At 66.0% G+C, this 19,159-nt stretch carries 20 protein-coding genes; 11 read left to right on the forward strand and 9 right to left on the reverse strand.

Going from position 1 to position 19,159, the window contains the following annotated elements; all coding sequences use genetic code 11:
- Positions 1-2: 2 nt before the first annotated feature.
- A complete protein-coding gene (locus tag ATE59_RS17885) occupies positions 3-173 on the reverse strand; it encodes a NepR family anti-sigma factor (protein ID WP_156000915.1) in 171 nt (56 codons plus the stop codon).
- Between the two features lie 211 nt (positions 174-384).
- Here ATE59_RS17885 and ATE59_RS14560 point away from each other — a divergent pair, with 211 nt between their 5' ends.
- From ATE59_RS14560 to xth, 7 genes are all read left to right on the forward strand, one after another.
- The gene (locus ATE59_RS14560) at positions 385-1,179 is read left to right on the forward strand and encodes a response regulator (RefSeq protein ID WP_058813077.1); all 795 of its coding nucleotides are present in this window, start codon (positions 385-387) and stop codon (positions 1,177-1,179) included.
- 55 nt (positions 1,180-1,234) lie between these two features.
- Complete coding sequence (locus tag ATE59_RS14565) at positions 1,235-3,937, forward strand: bifunctional [glutamine synthetase] adenylyltransferase/[glutamine synthetase]-adenylyl-L-tyrosine phosphorylase (RefSeq protein WP_058813078.1); 2,703 nt, start codon at positions 1,235-1,237, stop codon at positions 3,935-3,937.
- The gene (locus ATE59_RS14570) at positions 3,934-4,401 is read left to right on the forward strand and encodes a peroxiredoxin (RefSeq protein WP_058813079.1); all 468 of its coding nucleotides are present in this window, start codon (positions 3,934-3,936) and stop codon (positions 4,399-4,401) included. Before ATE59_RS14565 ends, ATE59_RS14570 begins: the two co-directional genes overlap by 4 nt.
- The gene (locus ATE59_RS14575; protein ID WP_058813080.1) at positions 4,401-5,192 is read left to right on the forward strand and encodes a ferritin-like domain-containing protein; all 792 of its coding nucleotides are present in this window, start codon (positions 4,401-4,403) and stop codon (positions 5,190-5,192) included. The genes ATE59_RS14570 and ATE59_RS14575 overlap by 1 nt, the downstream gene beginning before the upstream one ends.
- 184 nt (positions 5,193-5,376) lie before the next feature.
- Positions 5,377-6,006 (forward strand): M23 family metallopeptidase, encoded by a 630-nt coding sequence (locus ATE59_RS14580; protein WP_003040511.1) that lies wholly within the window; start codon positions 5,377-5,379, stop codon positions 6,004-6,006.
- 87 nt (positions 6,007-6,093) lie between these two features.
- A complete protein-coding gene (gene erpA / locus ATE59_RS14585; RefSeq protein ID WP_082657444.1) occupies positions 6,094-6,438 on the forward strand; it encodes an iron-sulfur cluster insertion protein ErpA in 345 nt (114 codons plus the stop codon).
- Between the two features lie 39 nt (positions 6,439-6,477).
- Positions 6,478-7,248, forward strand: a complete 771-nt coding sequence (gene xth, locus ATE59_RS14590) for an exodeoxyribonuclease III (protein ID WP_058813081.1) — start codon at positions 6,478-6,480, stop codon at positions 7,246-7,248.
- Between the two features lie 63 nt (positions 7,249-7,311).
- Here the strand turns inward: xth and ATE59_RS14595 are convergent, their stop codons facing one another.
- The 3 genes from ATE59_RS14595 to ATE59_RS14605 form a co-directional block, all read right to left on the reverse strand.
- Positions 7,312-8,445 (reverse strand): DUF1501 domain-containing protein, encoded by a 1,134-nt coding sequence (locus ATE59_RS14595; RefSeq protein ID WP_058813082.1) that lies wholly within the window; start codon positions 8,443-8,445, stop codon positions 7,312-7,314.
- Positions 8,446-8,448: 3 nt separating this feature from the next.
- The gene (locus tag ATE59_RS14600) at positions 8,449-9,885 is read right to left on the reverse strand and encodes a DUF1800 domain-containing protein (protein WP_058813083.1); all 1,437 of its coding nucleotides are present in this window, start codon (positions 9,883-9,885) and stop codon (positions 8,449-8,451) included.
- A gap of 80 nt (positions 9,886-9,965) precedes the next feature.
- Positions 9,966-11,135: a hypothetical protein gene (locus ATE59_RS14605; RefSeq protein ID WP_058813084.1), complete on the reverse strand. Its 1,170-nt coding sequence runs from the start codon at positions 11,133-11,135 to the stop codon at positions 9,966-9,968.
- A 118-nt stretch (positions 11,136-11,253) separates the two neighbouring features.
- On the opposite strand from ATE59_RS14605, the gene ATE59_RS14610 reads away from it, so the two are divergent.
- Positions 11,254-12,360, forward strand: a complete 1,107-nt coding sequence (locus ATE59_RS14610) for a fatty acid desaturase family protein (RefSeq protein ID WP_082657446.1) — start codon at positions 11,254-11,256, stop codon at positions 12,358-12,360.
- Between the two features lie 46 nt (positions 12,361-12,406).
- On the opposite strand, the gene ATE59_RS14615 is transcribed toward ATE59_RS14610, so the two are convergent.
- Positions 12,407-12,733, reverse strand: coding sequence for an ArsR/SmtB family transcription factor (locus ATE59_RS14615; RefSeq protein ID WP_058813085.1), 327 nt, complete (start codon positions 12,731-12,733; stop codon positions 12,407-12,409).
- 48 nt (positions 12,734-12,781) lie between these two features.
- Here ATE59_RS14615 and ATE59_RS14620 point away from each other — a divergent pair, with 48 nt between their 5' ends.
- Complete coding sequence (locus tag ATE59_RS14620; RefSeq protein WP_003040491.1) at positions 12,782-13,264, forward strand: SRPBCC family protein; 483 nt, start codon at positions 12,782-12,784, stop codon at positions 13,262-13,264.
- Between the two features lie 6 nt (positions 13,265-13,270).
- On the opposite strand, the gene ATE59_RS14625 is transcribed toward ATE59_RS14620, so the two are convergent.
- The 3 genes from ATE59_RS14625 to ATE59_RS14635 all read right to left on the reverse strand — a co-directional run bounded on the left by ATE59_RS14625 (position 13,271) and on the right by ATE59_RS14635 (position 16,093).
- Complete coding sequence (locus ATE59_RS14625; RefSeq protein ID WP_003040490.1) at positions 13,271-14,044, reverse strand: SDR family NAD(P)-dependent oxidoreductase; 774 nt, start codon at positions 14,042-14,044, stop codon at positions 13,271-13,273.
- Entirely contained in the window at positions 14,041-15,525 is a 1,485-nt protein-coding gene (locus ATE59_RS14630) for an AMP nucleosidase (RefSeq protein ID WP_003040488.1), read from the reverse strand. Before ATE59_RS14630 ends, ATE59_RS14625 begins: the two co-directional genes overlap by 4 nt.
- Positions 15,526-15,610: 85 nt before the next feature.
- Positions 15,611-16,093: a peroxiredoxin gene (locus ATE59_RS14635; protein WP_003040485.1), complete on the reverse strand. Its 483-nt coding sequence runs from the start codon at positions 16,091-16,093 to the stop codon at positions 15,611-15,613.
- 114 nt (positions 16,094-16,207) lie between these two features.
- On the opposite strand from ATE59_RS14635, the gene ATE59_RS14640 reads away from it, so the two are divergent.
- The gene (locus ATE59_RS14640; protein WP_082657445.1) at positions 16,208-16,822 is read left to right on the forward strand and encodes a YqgE/AlgH family protein; all 615 of its coding nucleotides are present in this window, start codon (positions 16,208-16,210) and stop codon (positions 16,820-16,822) included.
- A 25-nt stretch (positions 16,823-16,847) separates the two neighbouring features.
- On the opposite strand, the gene ATE59_RS14645 is transcribed toward ATE59_RS14640, so the two are convergent.
- The gene (locus ATE59_RS14645; protein WP_003040480.1) at positions 16,848-17,243 is read right to left on the reverse strand and encodes a hypothetical protein; all 396 of its coding nucleotides are present in this window, start codon (positions 17,241-17,243) and stop codon (positions 16,848-16,850) included.
- A 432-nt stretch (positions 17,244-17,675) separates the two neighbouring features.
- Here ATE59_RS14645 and ahcY point away from each other — a divergent pair, with 432 nt between their 5' ends.
- Positions 17,676-19,112 (forward strand): adenosylhomocysteinase, encoded by a 1,437-nt coding sequence (gene ahcY / locus ATE59_RS14650; protein WP_443029283.1) that lies wholly within the window; start codon positions 17,676-17,678, stop codon positions 19,110-19,112.
- Positions 19,113-19,159: the final 47 nt, after the last annotated feature.

Here is a 19,159-nt window from a genome sequence, read left to right on the forward strand (position 1 = left end):
AATCAGTCGAGCTTGTTCAGAAGGTCGAGCATGGATTGCGGGATCGTTTCGTCGATCGCCGACTCATAGGCGCGCCGAAGCGCAAGATTGACATCCTGCGCCTTTCTGGGGAGCTTTTTCTCGGCGTCTTTCCCGGCGGCCTTTTCGGGCGACGAGCCGGCCTTAGACGTCATTATCGTTGCTTCCTTGCGACATGGGCCCCGTTGCTAACCGCGCCTTCACCAAACTGCAATGGCGCGTTTGTTCCTTCCCTATGAAACCAAATTGCGGCTAAATCGTTCCCATCAGGTGAAATTATGTCGGGGGCGCGCGCATTTCCTTGCCGGACCCTCGATATTCTGCGGGTTTTCAAGCGGGTTCCTCGTCCGCATGTGGAGGTAATATATGTCCTTGGGTCAGGCGATCGCGCCGCATCTTCCCTATCTGCGGCGCTATGGCCGCGCGATTTCCGGAAGCCAGCCGGCGGGCGATGCGCTGGTGGCACGCTTGCTCGAAACGCTGGTGGCCAACCCGGCCGCGGTCGATCTCGATCATGATTTGCGCGTCCAGCTCTATCGCATGGTTCATGACAATTTCGGCCTCGTCGCCGAACAGGCGGCCGCGAACGACGATGGCGCCTCGCCCGAAATCGCGATCGCCGACGCGCGGCTCCGCCGTGTCCCCTCGCTCGCGCGCCAGGCGCTGCTGCTCACCGCGGTCGAAGGCTTCGATGCCGAGGATACGGGGCGGATCATCGGCCGCGACACCGATGCCGTGAACGCCCTGATTGCAGAGGCGACCGAGGAGATCGAACGCCAGACGCGCGCGCGCATCCTGATCATCGAGGATGAACCGATCATCGCGATGGACATCGAAATGATCGTCCGCGATCTGGGCCACGACGTCGTCGCGGTGGCGACCACCCACGCCGAGGCGGTGGCCGAAGCGCAGACGCACAAGCCGGGCCTCGTCCTCGCCGACATTCAGCTCGCCGACAATAGTTCGGGCATCGAGGCGGTGCAGGAAATCCTGACCGGCATGAACGTGCCGGTGATCTTCATCACCGCCTTCCCCGAACGCCTGCTCACCGGCGACCGTCCCGAACCGGCTTTCCTGCTGACCAAACCCTATCAGCCGGCCACGCTCCGCGCCGCGATTTCGCAGGTGCTGTTCTTCGACGAAAGCACCGTTCCGGCCTGAGCTTTTCGTCAGTGAGGGTTGCGAGCGCCGGTGGAGCAGGCGATAGCGGCGGGCGATGACAGCCGCCCGCCAGTCCGCGCTCGACCGCCTGACCGCCAACGCCCCGTTTCTCGCGCGGCTCGCGGAGCTTTATCCCGACGACGTGGCGCGCTTTCTGGCCGATGGGGCCGATGCGGCGCTCGCGCATGTGGCGCTGCCAGCGGCAGTTGATGACATCATGCCCGCGCTGCGCCGGTGGCGCGGGCGCACGGCGCTGCTGCTCGCGCTCGGCGATCTGTCGGGTGAGCATGATGTGGCGGCAACGACGCGCCACCTCTCCGCCTTTGCCGATGCCGCCTGCGACGCGGCGCTGGCCGCAGCCTTTGCCGAGCGCGTCCCCGGAGAGGCGCCGCGCGGGATTGCCGTCATTGCGCTCGGCAAGCTCGGCAGCCACGAACTCAACTATTCGTCGGACATCGACCCGATCCTGATCTTCGATCCCGACACCATGCCGCGCCGCTCGCGCGACGACCCCGATGAGGCGGCGGTGCGGATCGCGCGGCGGATGGTCGAAATCCTGTCGGCGCGTACTGCCGATGGCCATGTGTTGCGCGTCGATTTGCGCCTGCGCCCGCACCCCGAGGTGACGCCGATCGTCCTGCCCGAAAGCGCCGCCATATCCTATTATGAGTCGGAGGCGCTGGCATGGGAGCAGGCGGCCTTCATCCGTTCGCGGGCGTCGGCGGGCGACCGCGCGCTCGGGCAGCATTTCCTCGACGCGATCCAGCCCTTCATCTGGCGACGCAGCCTCGATTTTCGCCAGCTCAAGGAAATCGGCGCGATGAGCGACCGCATCCGCGACCATTTCGCGCAAGGGCAGGCATTCGGCCCGGGTTTTGACCTCAAGCGCGGCCGCGGCGGCATTCGCGAGATCGAATTTTTCGCGCAGGTTCATCAGCTCATCTATGGCGGGCGCGATCCCTCGCTGCGCGTGCCGGCGACGGTCGACGCGCTGGCCGCGCTCGCCGGGGCAGGACGGATCGATGCCGATATCGCGACGCGGCTTGCCGGTCATTATGCGGTGCTGCGGCGGATCGAACACCGGTTGCAGATGGTCGAGGATCAGCAAACGCACAGCCTGCCGGTCCAGCCCGCCGCGCTCGACGCGGTGGCGCGGCTCGACGGAGCGCCCGACGGCACCGCGCTGCTCGTCGCGCTCGAACCTGTCGTTACCGATGTCGGCGCCGTCTACGACCGGCTGGTGGCCGAACGCGCGGTGGCGCGCGGGCTGCCGATGGGCGAGGGGGAGCTGGCGGGGGCACTTGCCGCGGCGGGGTTCGATCCGCCCGACGCCGCGCTGCGCACCATCGCCGAATGGCGCGGCGGGAAGGCGCGCGCGCTGCGCAGCCCGGCAGCGCTCGAGGCGCTGGAGACGGTGCTCCCCGAACTCGTCCGGGCGCTCGGCGCGGCACCCGATCCCGACGCGGCGCTCGTCCGCTTCGACAAGCTGGTGGGGGGGCTGCCCAGTGCGGTGGGCTTCTTTCATCTGCTCGCGGCGCAGCCCGCGCTGGCGAAAATCGCGACGCGCATCCTCGCGCTCGCGCCCGCGCTCTCCGATGCGCTCGCGGCGCGCGTCGAGTTGATCGAGGGGTTGATCGACGCGCGCGCGTTCGAGGCACCGGCGAGCAAGCCCGAACTGCTCGCCGAATGGGCGCCGACGCTTGCCGGTCTTGATTATGAACGGTTGCTCGACCGCGTGCGCGACCGGGTGGGCGAGCGGCGTTTTGCCTATGGCGTGCAACTGATCGCGGGATCGACCGACCCGCTGATCGTCGCGCGTGGCTATGCCGATCTGGCCGAAGCGGCGTTGCAGGTGCTCGCCGACGCCACGGTTGCCGAATTCGTCGCCGCGCACGGCCGCGTTCCGGGCAGCGAACTGGTCGTGCTCGCGCTCGGGCGACTTGGCGGCAGCGCGCTGACCCACGCCTCCGACCTCGATCTCATCTATCTGTTCACTGGCGACCATCTCGCCGAATCGGACGGGCCGCGGCCGCTCGGCGCCACGACCTATTACAACCGGCTCGCGCAGCGGGTGACGGCGGCGATGTCGGTACCGACCGCGGCGGGCAAGCTTTATGACGTCGATGTCCGGCTCCGTCCGTCGGGCGCGCAGGGGCCGCTGGTGGTCACGGTCGACAGCTTCGACCGCTATCAGCGCGAGGAGGCGTGGACGTGGGAGCATATGGCGCTGCTGCGCGCGCGCGCCGTCTATGGCTCCGATGCGGCGCGCGCCGAGGTGGGCCGCGTGATCGAAAAGGTCCTGACGGCGCCGCGCGACCGGGCCGCGGTCGTCGCCGACGCCGCGACGATGCGCGACAAGATCGCCGCGCATAAGCCGCCGCAGGGCGCGCTCGACATCAAGGGCGGCCCCGGCGGGCTCGTCGATCTGGAATTTGCGATGCAGACCGAGCAACTGGCGAGCGGGCGCTGTCGCGATCCGCATATTCCGACCGCGCTCGCCTGCCTCGAAGCTGCGGGCCTGGCGCCGGCGGGAATGGGGACGGCGCATGCGCTGCTCGCGCGGATGCTCGTCATGCTGCGGCTGACCGCCCCCGAAGGCGCCCCCGCCACTGCGGCGGCGCGCCAACTCGTCGCCAGCGCCTGCGGCGAACCGGGCTGGCCGCAACTGCTTGCCGCGCACGATGCGGCGCGGCAGGAGATCGGCGACTGGTGGGCCGCGATTCGGTCCGCCGCGCCCCAGAAGGAGAAGGAAGAATGAGCGCACTCGCGATCGGAGACGATATTCCGGCCGGCACGCTTGCCGATGCCGACGGCGCAGCGATCGACCTCAAGGCGCTGAAGGGCGCGCCGCTGGTCGTCTATTTCTATCCCAAGGCGGATACGCCGGGCTGCACCACCGAGGCGCAGGATTTCACCCGGCTCGCACCCGATTTCGCGCATCTGAATGCGCAGGTGATCGCGGTGTCGCGCGACGCGCCGGCGAAGCTGTGCAAGTTTCGCGACAAATATGGTCTGACCGTGCGGCTCGCCTCCGACGAGGACGGCAGCGTGTGCGAAGCCTTCGGCACCTGGGTCGAAAAGCAGAATTATGGCCGCACCTATATGGGAATCGAACGCTCGACCTTCCTGTTCGGGGCTGATGGCAAGCTCGCCCGCGAATGGCGCAAGGTGCGCGTGAAGGGCCATGCCGATGCGGTGCTGGAGGCGGCAAAGACACTCTGATGCAAAGCCTGGGCGAAGCGGCACGCGCGGTCCTGCTGACGCCGGACCCGCACCACAAGCGCCGCGCGGCGCGGGCGTTGGCGCGGGCGTGGCGCCGCGGTGCGCTTGCCCAGCGCTGCGATGGGACGATGCCGGATCAGCCCGCATGGCCGGCCGAGCCCGCGCTGTTGCCGCCGAACCAGATGCCGCGCCGCCGCAAGGGCGGGTCCGAGCGGGGGCGCATCGCGATGCTGCATGCGCTGGCGCATATCGAATTCGTCGCGATCGATCTGGCGGTCGATCTGTTGGGGCGCTTCGGCGACCGCTTCCCGCGCGGCTTCGTCGATGACTGGATCGCCGTTGCGGCCGACGAGGCGATGCATTTCGCGCTCCTCGACCGGCGCCTGCGCACGCTTGGCAGTCACTATGGCGCGCTGCCCGCCCATGCAGGCCTGTGGGAAGCGGCGGCGGCGACCGCCGACGATCCGCTCGCGCGGCTGGCGATCGTGCCGATGGTGCTGGAGGCGCGCGGCCTCGACGTGACACCTGCCACCGTGGCGCGCTTTCGCGCCCAAGGCGACGAGGCTTCGGCGAAGATATTGGAGCGCATCTACACCGACGAGATCCGGCATGTGAGCGCCGGCACTGTCTGGTTCAACTGGATGTGCGATGAATTGGGATTCGTCCCGGCGCCGACATGGCAAACCCTCGTGAAATCGCGATTTCGCGGAGCTCTGAAGCCGCCGTTCAACGACTCGGCGCGCCGGGATGCCGGTTTAACGCAAGAATACTACGCCGTTATTGCTTCGTAAGGATCGGCCACGCAGTAACCATCGCGGGCAAGGGAATAATCCCATCCACGAGAAACAACCGGCGCCGACACCGCCGTAAAACGGGTCGGCGACAAGGCGATAGCGGGGTCGATACGTGCGAAACGCTTCTCTGGGGCAAAAGTTCCGATTTGGTCTTGTTTTCGGTGCCTTGGCACTGACAGGCATGACCGTTCCGGCTGCACATGCGGTCGAAGGCAGCAGCGACGCGGGCATCGTCGTCCCCGACGAACCCGATGAGGACAGCGTCCCGGGGGCACCGACGCAGCGCGATGACAGCGAAGCCTATGCGATTTTTCAGGCGTGGAAGCGTCTCGACACCGGGCTGACCGCCAATATCGGCATCGCGATCCCGTCGCGCCGTCCGATTGAGCAGATGTCGCTCTCGTCGTCCTATGGCATGCGCGTCCACCCGATCACCGGCAAGCTCGCGCGTCACAATGGCGTCGACATTCCGGCGCCTTATGGCACCCCCATCTACGCCACCGCCGACGGCATCGTCGGCCGCGCCCAGCGCCTTGGCGGCTACGGCAATTATGTCGAAATCGAACATGGCAACGCGATCGAGACGCGCTACGGCCACATGTCGTCCTTCGTCGTGCAGCCCGGACAGCAGGTGAAGAAGGGCGATGTGATCGGCTATGTCGGTTCGACGGGCCGCTCGACCGGCAACCATCTCCATTACGAAGTCCGCATCGACGGCGAACCGGTCAACCCGATGCCGTTCGTCCGGTCGGATTCGATGACGATCGCGGCGCTCACCGGCGACAAGCTGGCCATGGGCGGTCCCGAGTAACAGTTTCTCTGGGTCGGAGAGGAGGGGCGTCCCCAGGCCAGCGGCCGGGGCGCCCTTTTCTTTTGGGGCTCGCGATCCTATCTTCATATGATGGCCACGCAGATCGACGATATCACCCTGTCTCCCGCCGCTGCGGCGCGCGTCCGCTGGATCGCCGAACGCAAGGGCGGGGTGGAACCTGCACTGCGCCTTGCGGTCGATGGCGGCGGCTGTTCGGGCTTCACCTATCGCTTCGGTCTGGCTGAAAGCATCGACGCCGATGACCGCGTCACCGAAACCGACGGGGTCAAGCTAGTGGTCGATTCGATCAGCCTCGATCTGTTGCGCGGCTGCACCGTCGATTTTGTCGATTCGCTTGGCGGATCTTCGTTCAAGGTCGAAAATCCCAACGCCGCCTCGGGCTGCGGTTGCGGCTCCAGCTTCTCGATCTGACGCCTTTCTAAGCGGCGCGCTTCCTGCCATAGCGGGGCGATGAAAGTCGCCACCTTCAACATCAACGGGATCAAGGCGCGGATGCCGCGCCTTGTCGAATGGCTCGATGAAACGCAGCCCGATGTCGTCTGCCTGCAGGAATTGAAATCGAGCGACGAAACGATGCCGACCAAGGAGATCGAGGCGGCGGGTTACGGCTTCCTCTATCACGGGCAAAAGGGCTTCAACGGCGTTGCGATCCTCGCCAAGGGGACCGATCCGGTCGAAGTGCAGCGGGGGCTCGCTGGCGAGGCCGAGGACGAACAATCACGGTATCTCGAGGCCGATGTTTTCGGCGTCCGTATCGGGGCGATCTATCTTCCCAACGGCAATCCGCATCCCGGCCCCAAATTCGATTACAAGCTGCGCTGGATGGCCCGGCTGCGCGAACGCGCGAAGGCGCTGCTCGCGAGCGAAATCCCCGCGATCCTGGCAGGCGACTATAATGTCATCCCGCACGATGACGATGTGTGGGACGTGCGCGGCATGGCGGACGATGCGCTGATGCAGCCCGAATCGCGCGACGCGTGGTTCCGAATGCTCGGCGATGGCTGGACCGATGCGGTCCGCAGCCGCCATCCGGCCGGGCATGTCTGGACCTTCTGGGACTATCAGGCGGGCGGGTGGCAGCGCGACCATGGTTTCCGCATCGACCATCTGCTGCTCAGCCCGGCGATGGCCGACCGCCTGATCGATGCGCAGGTCGACAAGGCGTATCGCGGCCGGGAAAAGGCGAGCGACCATGCGCCAACCTGGGCCAGCTTTGCATGACGCAACCCCATTAGTTGAATCGTCATTGCTTCGCCGCGCTCGCGATGAGGCTGGACCATGGCCTCAGGCGTCGGGATAGAGCGTCCGCATCACCCGCGCCGGATCAAGCGCATAGTGATGCGCGATCGCGGCGCCGATCACGCTTTCGAGGCTGCGCGTCGGTTTGAGGTCGCGGCCGTCGAGGCGGTTTGCGGCGCTCAGCCCGGGCCAGTCGGCCGAGACCATCCCGCCCGCGACCGGCCCCCCGCCCGCCAGCGCACCGCCGAAGAACATCGCCGCCGATCCGGTGCCATGGTCGGTGCCGCCGGTGCCGTTGACCGCAACCGTGCGCCCGAATTCGGTCGCGACCACGACCAGCGTGTCGTTCCACGCCGGGCCAAGCCCGACATGCAGCGCGCCGACAAGCTGGTCGAGCCCGCGAAGCTGGGCCGTCAGCCGCCCGCGCTGGCCGCTGTGCGTGTCCCAGCCGCCGGTTTCGATCATCATCACCCGCGCGCCGTCGGCAGGAAGCATCAACGATGCCGCGAGCTTGCCGAGGTCGGCACCATTGCGGCCATTGTTGCCGCCGATGTCGCCCGCCAGCTCCTGCGTCTTGACCGCGCTGTCCCACAGCGGGTGCAACAGCGCGTCGGCGGCATAGAGCGCCGACAGCCGCGCGATCAGGTCGGCGTCGGCCTGCGGCAGGCGACTGGGGGCGTAGGTGGCGACGGGGGCGCTGCCGCGCAGCGCCAGCGGCACCGCCGGCGCGATCGCGAGCGCCTCGCGCTCGGCCGCGGGCAGCAGCGTCAGCAGCCGCCCGACCCAGCCGTCGCTCTTTTTATACGGGCGCGAGCCGCCGCCTTCGAGCACATTCTGACCATCGAAATGCGACCGGTCGCGATAGGCGGTGGCGACGGCGTGCGCGAAATGCGCCTGCTTGGCGCGATAGAGATCGGCGCCGGCGGCAAGCGCCGGGTGCAGCGTGAACAGGCCGTTGAGGCTGGCGCCGCCGGCCTCTTCGGCGAGCGCGCCGCGCGCCGCGGCATAGTCGGGATCACCCGTCGGTGCGACGATCGCAAGGCCGTCGGCGGCGCCGCGCTGGATCACGAACACCAGCCGGCGCGGCGTCGCCGCGGCGGCATAGGCAAAGCGCGGGACCGCTCCGGCGGCGGCAATGGTCAGTCCGCTAATGAGCATATGGCGGCGCGAGAGGATCATCGTCTATCTCCGCAGAAAGGCCGGGCTGGCATAGAGCAGCGCGAGCGCCTGGCCGGGGCTGTCGGCGCGGGCGACCGCCTGCGCGGTTTGCGTCGTCAAGGCGTCGGCGAGGATCAGCGGCGCGAGCTGGCGGGCGTCGACACGGTCGCCGATGCGACCGGCGATCCGACTGGCGAGTTCGACGCGCTGCATCAGCGCCGCCGATCCGGCCCAGGTCGCGACCAGATCGTCATAGCCGGCGGGCGATCCGGGGCGCCAGATCGGCTGGCCGAGCTGGGTGAACAGCGCCGGGACATTCTGCCGGTCGCCAAGCGCCGGCAGTTTCAGACTTCGCATCACCGATACGGTCCAGTCCCACGGCGATTTGAACATCGCGGGTTCGGCCCCCCATGCCTCGGGCGCGGCGACGAGCGTGCGGTAGAGCGAGGTCAGGTCGCCGCCGGTCCGAAGGAAATCGGCCTCGAGCCGCGCGACGAGCGCGGGGGCCGGTGTGTCGCCGGAAAAATGCCGGGCCAGTTTGGTCGCGATGTGTCGCGCGGTCGCCGGATGCCGCGCGAGGTCGAGCAGCACCGCTTCGGCCTGGTCCGCGCCGCCCTGCGCGTAGCGTTTGCCGATGATCGACTGCGCGCCGGGTTCGTGCAGCGGTGCGATAAAAACGGTGTCGCCGTCGGCCGCGCCCGCAGGCATCAGCCGCTGCCCGGCACCGCGGCCAAGCCCGGCCACGGTCAGCCCGGTCAGCACCTTGGCAAAGGCCGTGACGTCGGCCTGCGTATAGCCGGTACGCACCCCCAGCGTGTGCAATTCCATGATCTCGCGCGCCAGATTTTCGTTGAGCCCCGGCGCCTGCCGCCGTCCGCGCGCGCGAATGCGATCGGACACCGGACTGTCGGGCCCGAAACTTTGCGCCTGATCGAGATAGAGCAGCATGGCGGGATGCCGCACCGCCGCGATCAGCAGGTCCGAAAATTTGCCCATGATGTGCGGGCGGATCGCCTCGAACTCGTAATTGCCGGCAAATCCGATCACCGGCAGCTTGTCGGCCGACACGGCGAAATGGTTGGACCAGAAGTGGACGAGCCGTTCGGGGAAGGGTGTTGACGTCGCGACCGCATTGGCAAGCCGCGCGGCGGCAGCATCGACATAATGGGTGCGGATTGCCGAGCGCGACAAGCGTTGCAGTTCGGGGTCCATCGCCGCGCCTGTGCCGTCCTTCTGGGCGACATCATCCGGCGCATTGCGGCGCATCGCTCGCCGGTCGTCCTGATATTCGACATAGGAGGCGGCGATGGCTGCGCGGCCGGGCAAGGCGGCGATCGGTGCGGGAACCGGGTCATAGTCGTCAAGTTGTCGCAGCAGCCAGGCCTGCGGATCGACGGGCGCGGGATCGTCGAAGCGGCGGCCGAGGCCGAAGCGGTTGGCGGCAAGATAAAGGCTGGGCATCGCGCATCCTTCGGGTTCAGACCATGAAGCTGCCCGCCCTTTGTCGCAAAATCATGCCAGCGGGGTGGCGGCCCGCCGCGTCAGGATAGCGGCTTGTCGTAAAGCTGATACACGCGGTTGACCGTCGCGTTGATGGCGTCGGCGACCGCGTTCATCCCCTGATTGTCGTCGAGGACCCAACCGATATCGCCTTGCTCGGCGCCATATTTGGCGACGCCGTCGCGGCGGATATATTCGATCATCATGAAGGCGAGGGTGCTCGCCATGCGGCTGTTCTGCAACTTCTTGACCACGCCCATCAACGGCACGCGCAGCCGCTTGCTCTTGGGCTTGCGCAGCCACCAAAGCAGCCGCGCCCAGTTGAAGGGGAACAGCGATCCGTCCATCCCGATCAGGAGTTCGTTGATGTCGGGCAGCACGATCATGAACGCGACCGCCTCGCCGTCGACTTCGGCGACGCGGATCAGATCCTCGAAAACAATGTCCTTCAGCTTCTTGCCGACATAGGCGATCTCGCTGTCGGTCAGCGGAACGAAACCCCAATTGTCCGACCAGGCGTCGTTCAAAATGCCCATGATCAGCTGCGCCTCGGCATCGAACTTGCGCTTGTCGACGCGGCGGATGCGGATGCGCTCGTTCTTCTCGCCCGCCGCGACGATGCGGTTTACCAGCGGCGGAAAGCCGTCGACGATATCGACCGCATAGTTGAACAGCTTCTTGACCGGGCGATAGCCCTCGCCCTCGATCCACGCTTGATAGAGCGGGCTGTTGTGGCCGAGCATGATCGTCGGCGGCGTATCGAAGCCTTCGACCAGTAGCCCGGGTTCGTCCCAGATCGAAATCGACAGCGGGCCGAGCGCGCGGTTCATTCCCTGGCCGCGCAGCCAGTCTTCGGCGCTGACGATCAATGCGTGCGCGACCTCGGCATCCTCGGCCTCCAGCAGCCCCCAATTGCCCGTCCCCGGACCCATGCCCTGGCTCGCCGGCTGTTCGAGCGCGAGGAAGTCGACATGCGCCGAAATGCGTCCCACCGTGCGGCCGTCGCGGCGTGCGAGGAACATCTGCGCCTTGCCATGTTCGAACCAGGGGTTCTTGCCTGGCGTCAACAGGTCGAACGCTTCGTTTTTCAGCGGCGGCACCCAGGCGGGATCGCCGCGGTTGAGCCGAAAGGCCAGTTCGACGAATTCGCGCTTGTCCGCCTTGTCCTTGACGGGATGGATGGAGACGGGACCTTGCGAATGTGCGGCCATGGCTGGTTTCCTGAATGACGGTGCCTATATTTGTGGCGACGCATTAGGGCATAGCTGTGGCGCTGGCGACCCGTATTCGGCCATCATGCTGCCACGAAATCATGGTGAAGACGCCGGCATGATGACGACCAATCCCGCTGCCGAACGGATCGCGACTCCCCCCGCGGCCCCGGCCACCCAGACGCCCAAATCGGCGATTGCCGACGATATGGCGATGATCCGCGCGGCCTCGGAGCTGACGCGCGATCTCGTCAATCCGAACGCGCGCATCTATTGGGTGGATTTCCTCGGTTCGGCGTTTATCGGCTATGCCGGTGTCGCGGCGGCGATCCTGGCACCATCGACCGCATGGATGCTCGCCGCAGCGCTCATCGCCGTCGTCGCGCTCTACCGCGCGGGCAGCTTCATCCATGAACTGACGCATATCCGCAAAAATGCGCTCCCCGGTTTCCGGCTCGTGTGGAACCTGCTCGTCGGTATCCCGCTGCTTATCCCTTCCTTCCTTTACGAAGGCATCCACAGCCTCCACCACAACCGCACCAAATATGGCACGGTAGAAGATCCCGAATATCTGCCGCTGGCGCTGATGAAGCCGTGGACGGTGCCGCTGTTCGTCGTCGCGGCCGCCTTTGCGCCGCTGGCGCTGCTCTTTCGCTTTGCGGTGCTGACCCCGCTGTCGTTCGTCATCCCGCCGCTCCGCCGCGTGGTGATGGAGCGCTATTCGGGGATGATCATCAACCCGATGTTTCGTCGCCGCCCGCCCGAAGGCGATTTTCGCCGCCAGTGGGCGTGGCAGGAAGGCGGCGCCTGGGCCTGGTCGACGCTGCTGATCGCGGCGGGCGTGTTCGGCTGGGTGCCGCTGCGCGCGCTGCTGATCTTCGGCGCGATTGCGGCGGCCAGCCTCGTGCTCAACCAGATCCGCACGCTCGTTGCGCATCTGTGGGAAAATGACGGAGAGGTGCTGACCGTAACCGCGCAGTTCCTCGACAGCGTCAACGTACCGCCGCCGGGCCTGCTCCCCGAGCTGTGGGCGCCGGTAGGGCTGCGCTATCACGCGCTGCATCATCTGCTGCCCGGCGTTCCCTATCACGCGTTGCCAGAGGCGCACCGCCGCCTGCAAGCAGCGCTGCCCGGCGATTCGCAATATCATGCCGCCAATTACCGCAGCCTGCCGAAGCTGGTGATGAATCTTGTCGCGGGTTCGGCCAAGGGAACAGCCGGCTGACATTCGGCCGCGTCGGCGCTCGAAAGAGGGCCGGCGGCGACCGCTTCTACTGCGTTTCGACAGCCTGCTTGAACCGCGCAAGCTGCGCGGCCGCCGCTGCGGCATGCGGGCCGATCCAGCGGTCGTGGATGTCCTGAATCGGCATCGCGTTCAGATGGTTCCAGCGTTCGCGGCCGTGACGTTCGGCGATGACCAGCCCTGCCTCCTCCAGCACCTTCAGATGCTGCATCACCGTGCAGCGGTCGAGATCGACGAAATGGTCGCACAGCGCCCCCGTCGTCAGCGGCTGATCCTTCAGATCGTCCAGAATCTGCCGCCGAACGCCATGCGCGAGCGCCTTGAAGATGCGGTCGAAATCGTCGTGGATTGACATGTTATAAATTTATAACATAATTAAGTGCTACTCAAGCGGAGAATGACGATGGAACTGAAATTCAGGGTCGCGGCGCGCATCGCCAAACCGGTGCATGATGTGTTCGAGGCGGTTGCCGATCCCGCGCAACTGTCGCACTATTTCACCACCGGCGGCGCACAGGGCCGGCTCGAGACCGGCGCGGTGGTGACGTGGGATTTCCACGATTATCCCGGCGCCTTTCCGGTCCATGTGATCGAGGTGGTGCAGGATGAGAAGATCGTTCTGGAATGGGCGGCCTATGAAGGCCAGGCGCCGGGGGTAGAGGGCGGCACGATGGCGGACGCCGCTTACCGTACCCGCGTGACGATGACCTTCAAGCCGCTCGATGACGGCCGCACGCTGGTCGAGATCGCCGAGGGCGGCTGGCGCGAAACGCAGGCGGCGCTCGACGGCAGCTACGGCAATTGTCACGGCTGGACGCAGATGCTCTGCGCGCTCAAACTCTGGGTCGAACGCGGCATAAACCTGCGCGCCGATTTCTATGTCTGATGCCGTCTATGCGTTGCGCGCCATCAGCCCGCCATCGACGGGGATCACCGCGCCGGTGATATAGCTCGCCGCGGGCAGGACGAGGCTCAGCGTCACATGCGCGACCTCCTCGGGCTCGCCATAGCGGCGCAGCGCGGTGCGGCGCCGTGCGAAGATCGCCTTGTCCGCGTCGGGTACCTTGTCGGTCATCGCGGTGCGGATCGGGCCGGGACAGATGCAGTTGACGGTGATCCCATCCTTGCCCAGATCGACCGCCAGACCGCGCGTCAGCCCGGTCACGCCCGTCTTGGCCGCGACATAGGGCGTGTCGCCGGGCGTCGCGCCCAGTCCCTCGGTCGAGGCAATGTTGACGATGCGCGGCGCGTCGCTTTGCCGCAGCCACGGCAGCGCCGCGCGCACCATCCGCTGGTGCGCGGTCAGCATCACCGCGATCGCGCGGTGCCAGATCGCATCATAATCGTCGCCCGCATCGAGCGGGCAGAAGCTCGACACGCCGGCATTGTTGATCAGGATGTCGATACCGCCAAAATACGCCGCGATGTCGGCGACGACGCGCTTGATCGCCTCGCCGTCCGATACGTCGAGCGCGAAGGCGCGCGCGCCGTCGCCGGCTTCCGCGGCAACCGCCTCGCATGCGGCAGGGTCAAGGTCGGTGACCGCGACCTTCGCGCCCTCGCGCGCCAGCAACAGCGCGGTCGCCCGCCCCATGCCGCTCGCGGCGCCGGTGACGATTGCGACGCGGCCCGCGACGGAGCGCGAAAGGGCGGCTGCCGGCGTCACCGGAACGGCGGCTCGTTGAACGCGCGCAGTTTGCGGCTGTGCAGCTTGGCGCCCTCGTCGTGCATCAATTCGCACGTGCGGATGCCGATCTGGAGATGCGCCGCGATTGCTTCTTCATAGAAACGGTTGGCCTGTCCCGGCAGCTTGAGTTCGCCGTGGAGCGGCTTGTCGGACACGCACAGCAAGGTGCCGTAAGGCACACGGAAGCGGTAGCCCTGCGCCGCGATGGTCGCTGACTCCATGTCGATGCCGATCGCGCGCGACTGCGAGAAGCGCAGCGCGGAATCGGTGAAGCGCAATTCCCAGTTGCGGTCGTCGGTGGTGACGACGGTGCCGGTACGCATCCGTTTCTTGAGGTCGGCACCGCTGGTTCCCGACACCGCCTCGGCGGCGCTCGCCAGCGCCTGCTGGACTTCGGCTATCGGCGGGATCGGAATTTCGGGCGGCAGCACGCTGTCGAGAATATGGTCGTCGCGCAGATAGGCGTGGGCGAGCACATAATCGCCGATCCGCTGGCTGGGGCGCAGCCCGCCGCAGTGGCCGATCATCATCCATGCCTCGGGCCGCAGCACCGCGAGGTGATCGCAGATCGTCTTGGCGTTCGAGGGGCCGACGCCAATGTTGACGAGCGTGATGCCGCTGCCGCCCTCGGCAATCAGGTGATATGCGGGCATCTGGTGCCGTCGCCATGCGCTGTCGCTCGCGAGCGCGCTGGCATTGATATCCGGCTCGTCGACATAGAGACCGCCCGCACCGGCGAGCGCGGTGTAGCGTCCCTTGCCGACCTGCGCCCCCGCCCAGGCGACGAATTCGTCGACATAGCGGTGATAGTTGGTGAACAGAATATAGCGCTGGAAATGCTCGGGCGCGGTGCCGGTATAGTGGCGCAGGCGCGCGAGGCTGAAATCGGTGCGCAACGCGTCGAACAGCGCGAGTGGCTGCGCCGCCGCGGGGTCGAAGCCGAACAGGCCGTCGGCCAGCTCGTCGCCGATATCGGCGAGTTCGGTGGTCGGAAAATGGCGCGCGAGTTCGAGCGGAGTGACGCGGCCCATGTCCGACCCGTCGCTGGCGTCGAGGACATAGGGGAAGGGGATCTGCTGCCCGGTGCGCGTCACCTCCAGCGTCACCTCATAATGGCGGACGAGCAGGGTCAGCTGTTCGCGCAGATAAGCCTCGAACAGATCGGGGCGCGTTACCGTCGTGACGAACTCGCCCGCCCGCTCGAAATGACCGAAGGCGAGGTTGTGGCCGCCCTGGCCTTCGCGAAACTCGCCATTGGTGACGAGGCGCAGCGCCGGATAGTCGAACAGGCCGGTCGCGGCGGCATCGGCGGGCGGCAAGGTGCCGTCACGGACGAAGGCGGCGATGGCGGATTTGAGATTGCCGACCGACGTGCGGAAACGCGACTGAAGTTCGGCGATGACCCCTTCGACAAGGGTGGTGGGGTCGGCGATATTTTCGTTCGATGATTCTGATGTCATCGCGACGCTGTTGCACGAAAATATGACAAAAGGAAAGGGGGGCGGCGCAGCGCCGCGCCGCCCCTCATTTCAATCCGCAAACCGCTCAGAGCTGTTCAAGCATATGGTCGGCGCTCGACACCTTGAATTCGCCCGGCGCTTCGACATTGAGCTGCTCCACGACGCCATCGTTGACGACCATCGAGAAACGCTGGCCGCGCTTGCCCATGCCGAATGCCTTGCCATCCATGGTCAGCCCGACCGCTTCGGCGAAATCGCCATTGCCGTCGGCGAGCATCGTCACGCTGTCGGTCGCGCCGGCATTCTTCGCCCAGGCGCCCATGACGAAGGCGTCATTGACCGCGGTGCAGACGATTTCGTCGATGCCCTTGGCCTTGAGTTCGGCTGCCTTCTCGACGAAGCCCGGCAGGTGCTTGGCCGAACAGGTCGGCGTGAATGCGCCCGGAACCGAAAAGAGCGCGACCTTGCGGCCCTTGAAATAATCGGCGGCCGAAACCTGTTCGGGGCCGCCTTCGGTGACCTTCACCAGCTTGGTGTCGGGCAGCGAGTCTCCGGTAGTGATGGTCATGCTGGCATCCTTTCGTTGAGGGGGGTCTTGTGCGGGCGAGACATTGGGTGTGCGCCGCCGCGAGTCAAGCGGCGGAGCGTTCACATTGCACAATGGACCCCGCCGTTCGTCGATATGGCCGCAAAGACGCTGGACCCTGCGCGCCCGGCAGTCCATGATGGGGCGATGGAAAAGGCGCCGACCTGGTTCACCGGCCAATTGCTGCTCGCGCTGCCCGGCATCGGCGATCCGCGTTTCGATCACTCTGTCATCGCGATGATCAGCCACGACGAAGAGGGTGCGATGGGGATCAGCATCGACGACCCGATCGACGGCATGACCGTCGGTGCGGTGCTCGATCAGCTCGACATCGCGCACGACGCACCGCTCGATCAGCCGGTCTTTCTGGGCGGACCGGTCGAACCGTCGCGCGGTTTCGTGCTCCACAGCCGCGACTGGTCGGGCGAAGGCGCGGTGCAGGTGTCGGGGCGCTGGATGATATCGAGCTCGCACGACATATTGCGCGCCATCGGCGAGGGGCGCGGGCCGTCGCAATGGCTCGTCGCGCTCGGCTATGCCGGATGGTCACCGGGGCAACTCGAAGAGGAAATGGTGCGCCATGCCTGGCATCTGACGCCCGGCAGCGACGCGCTGCTGTTCGACACGCCGCCGGCGCAGCGGTGGCAGGCAGCCTTTGCCGAAGCCGGCATCGATGCGCGCCTGCTGACGGTCGAGGGCGGCGAAGCGTAGGATCGCCGCCCGTCGATCGGCTGCGTCAGTGCGCGAGGGCGAGGAGCGGGCGTCCTTGGTCAAGCCGCGCGAGCGCGGTGCGTGCGGCCCAGCGCGAATCCATGAAATCCCCGTTCGCAAGCTCGAGGTCGTAGCGGATCGGGCTGTCGATCGCCGACCGATAGGCGGTCGCGGCGTCGGCGGTGCGGCCAAGCCGGGCATAGGCGGTGCCCAGATTGATCAGGCGCGACGGATCGCGGGCATCGACCCGGCCGTCGGTCAGCTTGGCCACTGCCGCCTTGTTTTCGCCCGCCTGTAATTCTTCAAAGGCAACCGACAGCGGCGTCGAGGCGCTGTCCTCGGTGCCCGTGACGACGATCGACTGAGCCATCGCCGGCGACGCGACGGCCAGGGCAGCCAGGCTGAGTAGAATTTTTTTCATCTAGGTATCTCCCCGAAAACTTTGACCTATTTTCTCGTTTGTGGGGATAAAAGTCAATGAATCGCGGGCTATGTAACATTGCTGTCACATAGACGGATTATGCTCATCGCAAGGCGTATTATAAGGCAAATTTCTTAGGAAGTTGGCTATTGCAAGGCTGTGTCACAATTGCGCCCCGCGCGTTGTAACATTGGCGCGCGCCCGAAATTTATTTTGCGCTGCCTCGCGATTGGCGGAGGACGAATCGTGCCTGCGCCGCGTTCGACTGCGACCCGCGCCTTGCAGATATAAAGAAAAGTTTATATTTGAATGGCGACGCGCTTTCGGTTAGGGCGCGCAACATAATTGCTCGACAATTCGGGGCCGCTCGCCTGCGGCCGTACTCGCCAATATGGAGACTCCCCCGTGGCCACCACCGCAGCCAATGCCACCATTACCGCCGCCAATGCCGCAATCGCGGCGGCGAAGACCAAGGACGGCGCCGCCGACTATGTGATTGCCGACATCGGCCTCGCCGACTTCGGCCGCAAGGAAATCGCGATCGCCGAAACCGAAATGCCCGGCCTGATGGCGCTGCGCGCCGAATATGGCGCGGCGCAGCCGCTGAAGGGCGCGCGCATCACCGGATCGCTGCACATGACGATCCAGACCGCGGTGCTGATCGAAACGCTGATCGCGCTGGGCGCCGAGGTGCGCTGGGCGACCTGCAACATCTTTTCGACCCAAGATCATGCCGCCGCCGCGATCGCCGCTGGCGGCACGCCCGTCTTTGCGGTGAAGGGCGAGAGCCTCGCTGAATATTGGGACTATGTCGGCCGGATCTTCGACTGGGGCGACGATCAGACCGCGAACATGATCCTCGATGACGGCGGCGACGCCACGATGTTCGCGCTGTGGGGGGCGCGCGTCGAAGCCGGCGAGCCGCTGTTCGAGCCGACCAACGCCGAAGAAGTCGAATTTGTCCGTGCGCTCAAGGACTTCCTGACCGCCAAGCCGGGCTATCTCACCAAGAGCGTGCGCGCGATCAAGGGCGTGTCGGAAGAAACGACGACCGGCGTCCACCGCCTTTACCAGCTGGCCAAGGAAGGCAAGCTGCCCTTCCCGGCGATCAACGTGAACGACAGCGTCACCAAGTCGAAGTTCGACAATCTTTATGGCTGCAAGGAAAGCCTGGTCGATGCGATCCGCCGCGCGACCGACGTCATGCTGGCCGGCAAGGTTGCGTGCGTCGCGGGCTTCGGCGACGTCGGCAAGGGCTCGGCCGCCTCGCTCCGCAACGGCGGCGCGCGCGTGCTGGTTACCGAAATCGACCCGATCTGCGCGCTGCAGGCGGCGATGGAAGGCTATGAAGTTGTCACGATGGACGAAGCGGTCGCCCGCGCCGACATCTTCTGCACCGCGACCGGCAACGCCGACGTCATCACCGCCGACCATATGGCGGCGATGAAGCCGATGGCGATCGTCTGCAACATCGGCCACTTCGACAGCGAAATCCAGATCGCGGGGCTCGCCAATTACAAGTGGACCGAAGTGAAGCCGGGTACCGACCTCGTCGAATTCCCCGATGGCAAGCAGATCATCGTGCTGGCGAAGGGCCGCCTCGTGAACCTCGGCTGTGCGACGGGCCACCCGTCGTTCGTGATGTCGTCGAGCTTCACCAACCAGACGCTCGCGCAGATCGAGCTGTTTACCAAGGCCGGTGATTACAAGAACGACGTCTATGTCCTGCCCAAGCATCTCGACGAAAAGGTCGCGGCGCTGCACCTCGAAAAGCTGGGGGTGAAGCTGTCGACGCTGACGCAGAAGCAGGCCGATTATATCGGCGTGCCGGTCGAAGGACCGTTCAAGCCCGATCATTATCGTTACTGATCGTTACTAATTTTTCATAAGCAGGCTGTAGGGTCGCGCTGCCGTCC

This window comes from Sphingopyxis sp. A083, assembly GCF_001468495.1.
Classification (GTDB): Bacteria; Pseudomonadota; Alphaproteobacteria; order Sphingomonadales; family Sphingomonadaceae; genus Sphingopyxis; species Sphingopyxis terrae.

Coding starts and splice junctions, on each gene's coding strand:
- ATE59_RS17885 (WP_156000915.1), bottom strand. CDS start 173: ATGACGTCTAAGGCCGGCTCGTCGCCCGAAAAGGCCGCCGGGAAAGAC.
- ATE59_RS14560 (WP_058813077.1), top strand. CDS start 385: ATGTCCTTGGGTCAGGCGATCGCGCCGCATCTTCCCTATCTGCGGCGC.
- ATE59_RS14565 (WP_058813078.1), top strand. CDS start 1,235: ATGACAGCCGCCCGCCAGTCCGCGCTCGACCGCCTGACCGCCAACGCC.
- ATE59_RS14570 (WP_058813079.1), top strand. CDS start 3,934: ATGAGCGCACTCGCGATCGGAGACGATATTCCGGCCGGCACGCTTGCC.
- ATE59_RS14575 (WP_058813080.1), top strand. CDS start 4,401: ATGCAAAGCCTGGGCGAAGCGGCACGCGCGGTCCTGCTGACGCCGGAC.
- ATE59_RS14580 (WP_003040511.1), top strand. CDS start 5,377: ATGACCGTTCCGGCTGCACATGCGGTCGAAGGCAGCAGCGACGCGGGC.
- erpA (WP_082657444.1), top strand. CDS start 6,094: ATGATGGCCACGCAGATCGACGATATCACCCTGTCTCCCGCCGCTGCG.
- xth (WP_058813081.1), top strand. CDS start 6,478: ATGAAAGTCGCCACCTTCAACATCAACGGGATCAAGGCGCGGATGCCG.
- ATE59_RS14595 (WP_058813082.1), bottom strand. CDS start 8,445: ATGATCCTCTCGCGCCGCCATATGCTCATTAGCGGACTGACCATTGCC.
- ATE59_RS14600 (WP_058813083.1), bottom strand. CDS start 9,885: ATGCCCAGCCTTTATCTTGCCGCCAACCGCTTCGGCCTCGGCCGCCGC.
- ATE59_RS14605 (WP_058813084.1), bottom strand. CDS start 11,135: ATGGCCGCACATTCGCAAGGTCCCGTCTCCATCCATCCCGTCAAGGAC.
- ATE59_RS14610 (WP_082657446.1), top strand. CDS start 11,254: ATGATGACGACCAATCCCGCTGCCGAACGGATCGCGACTCCCCCCGCG.
- ATE59_RS14615 (WP_058813085.1), bottom strand. CDS start 12,733: ATGTCAATCCACGACGATTTCGACCGCATCTTCAAGGCGCTCGCGCAT.
- ATE59_RS14620 (WP_003040491.1), top strand. CDS start 12,782: ATGGAACTGAAATTCAGGGTCGCGGCGCGCATCGCCAAACCGGTGCAT.
- ATE59_RS14630 (WP_003040488.1), bottom strand. CDS start 15,525: ATGACATCAGAATCATCGAACGAAAATATCGCCGACCCCACCACCCTT.
- ATE59_RS14635 (WP_003040485.1), bottom strand. CDS start 16,093: ATGACCATCACTACCGGAGACTCGCTGCCCGACACCAAGCTGGTGAAG.
- ATE59_RS14640 (WP_082657445.1), top strand. CDS start 16,208: ATGGCCGCAAAGACGCTGGACCCTGCGCGCCCGGCAGTCCATGATGGG.
- ATE59_RS14645 (WP_003040480.1), bottom strand. CDS start 17,243: ATGAAAAAAATTCTACTCAGCCTGGCTGCCCTGGCCGTCGCGTCGCCG.